Annotated in this window: 5 protein-coding genes and 1 pseudogene; 4 read left to right on the forward strand and 2 right to left on the reverse strand. The window is 72.5% G+C overall.

The features are described 5' to 3' along the window. Nucleotides 1-192 (forward strand): annotated as a pseudogene (locus tag SACSA_RS24435) (fumarate hydratase); the annotation flags it as partial. On the opposite strand, the gene SACSA_RS0106255 reads toward SACSA_RS24435, so the two are convergent. Further along, nucleotides 179-817, reverse strand: a complete 639-nt coding sequence (locus tag SACSA_RS0106255; RefSeq protein ID WP_019814309.1) for a hypothetical protein — start codon at nt 815-817, stop codon at nt 179-181. The pseudogene SACSA_RS24435 and the gene SACSA_RS0106255 sit on opposite strands and share 14 nt — an antisense overlap. A gap of 223 nt (nt 818-1,040) precedes the next feature. On the opposite strand from SACSA_RS0106255, the gene SACSA_RS0106260 reads away from it, so the two are divergent. Both SACSA_RS0106260 and SACSA_RS25780 read left to right on the forward strand, forming a co-directional pair. Next, entirely contained in the window at nt 1,041-2,924 is a 1,884-nt protein-coding gene (locus SACSA_RS0106260) for a propionyl-CoA synthetase (protein ID WP_019814311.1), read from the forward strand. A gap of 76 nt (nt 2,925-3,000) precedes the next feature. Further along, complete coding sequence (locus SACSA_RS25780; protein WP_019814312.1) at nt 3,001-3,174, forward strand: hypothetical protein; 174 nt, start codon at nt 3,001-3,003, stop codon at nt 3,172-3,174. Nucleotides 3,175-3,313: 139 nt separating this feature from the next. On the opposite strand, the gene SACSA_RS0106270 is transcribed toward SACSA_RS25780, so the two are convergent. Further along, a complete protein-coding gene (locus tag SACSA_RS0106270; protein ID WP_019814313.1) occupies nt 3,314-3,730 on the reverse strand; it encodes a MerR family transcriptional regulator in 417 nt (138 codons plus the stop codon). A gap of 81 nt (nt 3,731-3,811) precedes the next feature. Between SACSA_RS0106270 and SACSA_RS25785 the strand changes: the two genes are divergently transcribed. Beyond that, nucleotides 3,812-4,074 (forward strand): SDR family NAD(P)-dependent oxidoreductase (locus tag SACSA_RS25785; protein WP_048876471.1); only part of this gene is annotated, 263 nt, incomplete at its 3' end.

Here is a 4,074-nt window from a genome sequence, read left to right on the forward strand (position 1 = left end):
CAACCTCAAGGTCGCCAAGCTCGCTTCGGCGCGGTACCTGGACGAGCTGCCGAGGAAGGGTCCGAGCTGGGCCATGGGTTCCGCGACGTGGAACTGGAGCAGCAGGTCCTGGAGATGACCCGCGAGTTCGGCATCGGCGCCCAGTTCGGCGGCAAGTACTTCTGCCACGACGTGCGCGTCATCCGGCTGCCCTGGGAGCGGGAGTGATGAACCTGATGCCGTGGGGCGGTCCGACCGCGCGGGCCTCGGCCACCAGCAGCAACGCCACGAACGGAACCCACAGCAACCTGCCCGGCCACTTCGGTCCCCGCCGCAGGGCGATGCGGCCCAGCAGCATGACGCCCAGCAGGGCCAGCAGCGGAAGGCCGATCAGCCCGGCGAGGTAGTAGCCGTAGGCGAACGCGTCACCGGAGGGATAGAACAGGGTCTCGTAGACGTTCTGGCCGCCGCCGAGGTACTCGTCCTGCGGGCCGACCCAGCAGTACTCGCGCTGCATGGCTTCGTACTCGCCCAGCGACAACCCGGAGGCGTCTCCCCGGAACACGCCGCGGAAGACGCTGGAGGCGCCGGTGACGAGCAGCCACGGCACCAGCAGGACGAGCACAAGACCGAAACCGGCGAGCGCCCCGAGCGCGGCGCCGTGGTAGCGGTTGCCGGTGAACTTACGCATCAGCGCCACGGCCACGGCCGCCCCCACGGGGAACAGCGCGACGAGCATCCCCGCCATCGTCGTGGCCCATGCCCAGTCCCCGGGACAGAAACCCGGCTGGAACAGCTGATAAGCGAGCGAAAGCAGCGAGCTCGCGATCGATTCCACCCCTCGCTCCTTCGTCGCGTCGCCCGGCACCGTTCGAGGGCCAAGTATGGCGTGTTCCTCTCGCCGAGCTTACGGCGGGCACGGTGCTGCCCGGGTGTGCGCGCCGAAAGTCCCTCGACCGAGTGCCGTCCGGGTGCCCGGCGCGGAGTGTCGGCGGCCTGGTCTTCGGCTCGGCGCCGCCCTACCGTCTGTGCTGACGACCTCGACGCTGAGGAGGCAGCCGATGGGCGCATACACCGAGCAGTACCGGCGCGGTCTCGACGACCCCGAGGGATTCTGGCTGGACGCGGCGCGGGCGATCGACTGGGTCCGTCCCCCGTCGCGCGCGCTGGATTCCTCCGGCGCGCCGTTGTACCGGTGGTTCGGCGACGGTGTGCTGAACACCGCCTACAACGCGCTCGACCGGCACGTCGAGGCGGGGAGGGGCGAGCAGGACGCGCTGCTGTGGGACTCGCCCGTCACCGGGGCGAAGGACCGGCTGACCTACCGGGAGCTGCGCGACCGGGTGGCGCGGTTCGCGGGAGCGCTGCGGTCACTCGGGGTGGGCCGCGGCGACCGGGTGATCATCTACATGCCGATGGTGCCCGAGGCGGTGGTGGCGATGCTCGCCTGCGCCCGGCTGGGCGCGGTGCATTCGGTGGTCTTCGGCGGGTTCGCGCCCGCCGAGCTGGCCGCACGGGTGGAGGACGCGACACCGACGGTGATCGTCGCCGCGTCGTGCGGCATCGAGCCCGCGCGCACGGTGGAGTACCTGCCGATCGTGACCGACGCGCTCGCGGCGACCACGCACCAGCCCGACCACGTCGTGGTGCTTCAGCGCCCGGCCGCCCCGGCCACGCTGGACGATCCCCGGCACGTCGACTGGGACGAGCTTGTCGCCTCGGCCGAGCCCGCCGACCCGGTGCCGGTGGCCGCGACCGACCCGCTCTACATCCTCTACACCTCGGGCACCACCGGGAAGCCGAAGGGCGTCGTCCGCGACAACGGCGGGCACGCGGTGGCCCTGGCCTGGTCGATGCCGGCGATCTACGACGTGGGACCCGGACAGGTGTGGTGGACCGCCTCCGACGTCGGCTGGGTGGTCGGCCACTCCTACATCGTCTACGCGCCCCTGCTGGTGGGGGCGACCACGCTGCTCTACGAGGGCAAACCGGTCGGGACTCCGGACGCGGGCGCGTTCTGGCGGGTGATCGCCGAGTACGGGGTGCGCGCGCTGTTCACCGCGCCGACGGCGCTGCGCGCGATCAAGCGGGTCGATCCGGACGGCGCGGCCACGGCCGAGCACGACCTCAGCGGGCTGGCGACGCTGTTCCTCGCGGGCGAACGGCTCGACCCCGAGACCCTGAGCTGGGCGCGGGAGACGCTGGGCGTGCCGGTGATCGACCACTGGTGGCAGACCGAGACCGGCTGGCCGGTCGCCGCCAACCCGCGGGGTCTCGAACCCATGCCGGTCAAGCCGGGTTCGGCGAGCGTGCCGATGCCGGGATGGGACGTGCGCGTGCTCTCCCCGTCCGGCGAGGAACTGCCCCCGGGGCGGGAGGGCGCGATCGCCTTGCGGCTGCCGCTGCCGCCGGGCGCGCTGCCGACCCTGTGGGGTGACGACGACCGCTACGTCGAGTCGTACCTGTCCCGTTACGAGGGGCACTACCTCACCGGCGACTCCGGCTACCGCGACGACGAGGGCTACCTCTTCGTCATGGGCCGCACCGACGATGTGATCAACGTGGCCGGGCACCGGCTGTCCACGGGCTCGATCGAGGCCGTGCTGGCCGCCCACCCCGCCGTCGCCGAGTGCGCCGTCATCGGGGTGGCCGACCGGCTCAAGGGACAGCTCCCGCACGGGCTGGTGGTGCTCAAGGCGGGCGCCGACGTCGACCACGGGAGGCTGCGCGACGAGCTGGTGGCCGCCGTGCGCGACGAGATCGGCCCGGTGGCGGCGTTCCGCGACGTGTCGGTGGTCGAGGCGCTGCCCAAGACCCGCTCCGGCAAGATCCTGCGCCGGACGATGCGCGGCATCGCCGACGGACGCGACGAACCCGTGCCCTCCACCATCGAGGACCCGGGCGTGTTGACCGCCCTGCGCCCGATCCTGCGTCCCGGGTCCTGACTCCGCCGTCGGTACCGCGTCGGCCGTAGACTGCGTTACCGGCGACGGTCACGATCACGAGCGGGAAGGTTCGCCGATGAGCGAGGACGACAAGCGCCCGCAGGCGGTGTGCCTCGCGTGCGGCGGGGACGGCCAGGTTCCGGACCCGAAGCTCGCCGTGCTCGGCGGGGTTCCGCGCACGGCTCTGACCCTGAGGCCGTGCCGCTGGTGCGACGGCGAGGGGCGGCGCCCCCTCCGGCCGCCGGTCTGACATCCCCGGTCGCCCGGCGGGAGTTCACGACGCCGATGCGGATTCCGGGCTTGTCATGGCGTCGACACCGAACGGTCAACCGCGGCGGCGGTGCCCCGTGCTCGGAGACTGACCGCCATCGACCGATGTCACCGCCGGATCAGGCGTCCGGTCCCGCGGTGCCCAGCAGCTCCTCCATCGGTTCGTCCGGCCGCCCCGCGCGGAGCCGGGACAGGCGGTCGGCCAGTTCCGCCCGGTACCGCTCCAGCTCCGCGGCCCTGCGTTCGACGTCGCCGAGGCGCCGTTGGTACACCTCGACCACCCCGTCCGGGCTGTCGGTGCAGTTGCGGAACTCCTCGGTCTTGAGGTCGAGGCACGGCACCACGGCGCGGATGTCGTCGACGGTCAGTCCGGCCGCGATCAGCTCCCGGATGTTGCGCACCCGATCGACCGCGCGCTCGTCGTAGATCCGCCAGCCGGTGTCCGTGCGCCGCGACTCCAGCAAGCCCTGCTGTTCGTAGTAGCGGATCGACCGTCGGCTCGCGCCCGTCCGCGCGGCCAGCTCCCCGATCTGCACCCGGTGCTCCCTTCCTCCGCGCCCGTCAGCCCAACCGCGGACTTGACCTTGACACCGGTGTCAGGACCTAGCGTCGCCGCCATGACCGACACCGCGCACGACGCCACCCCGTCCGCACCCGACGACCTCCGCTTCGACGGCCGCGTGGTCGTGGTCACCGGTGCGGGTTCCGGACTCGGCGCGGCCACCGCGCTCGGCTTCGCACGCCGGGGCGCCCACGTACTCGGCGTGGGCCGCCGCCCCGACGCCTGGTTCGTCTGGTACCAGGACCCCACACCACAACTGCGGGGCCCGGTCGACCGCGACCCAGACCTCATCGACAAGATCACCGCGCGGGCGGACTG

This window comes from Saccharomonospora saliphila YIM 90502, assembly GCF_000383795.1.
Taxonomy (GTDB): Bacteria; Actinomycetota; Actinomycetes; order Mycobacteriales; family Pseudonocardiaceae; genus Saccharomonospora; species Saccharomonospora saliphila.

Bases quoted from the DNA above. Each gene is read 5' to 3' on its own strand.
- SACSA_RS0106260 (WP_019814311.1), top strand. From the start codon at position 1,041: ATGGGCGCATACACCGAGCAGTACCGGCGCGGTCTCGACGACCCCGAG.
- SACSA_RS25780 (WP_019814312.1), top strand. From the start codon at position 3,001: ATGAGCGAGGACGACAAGCGCCCGCAGGCGGTGTGCCTCGCGTGCGGC.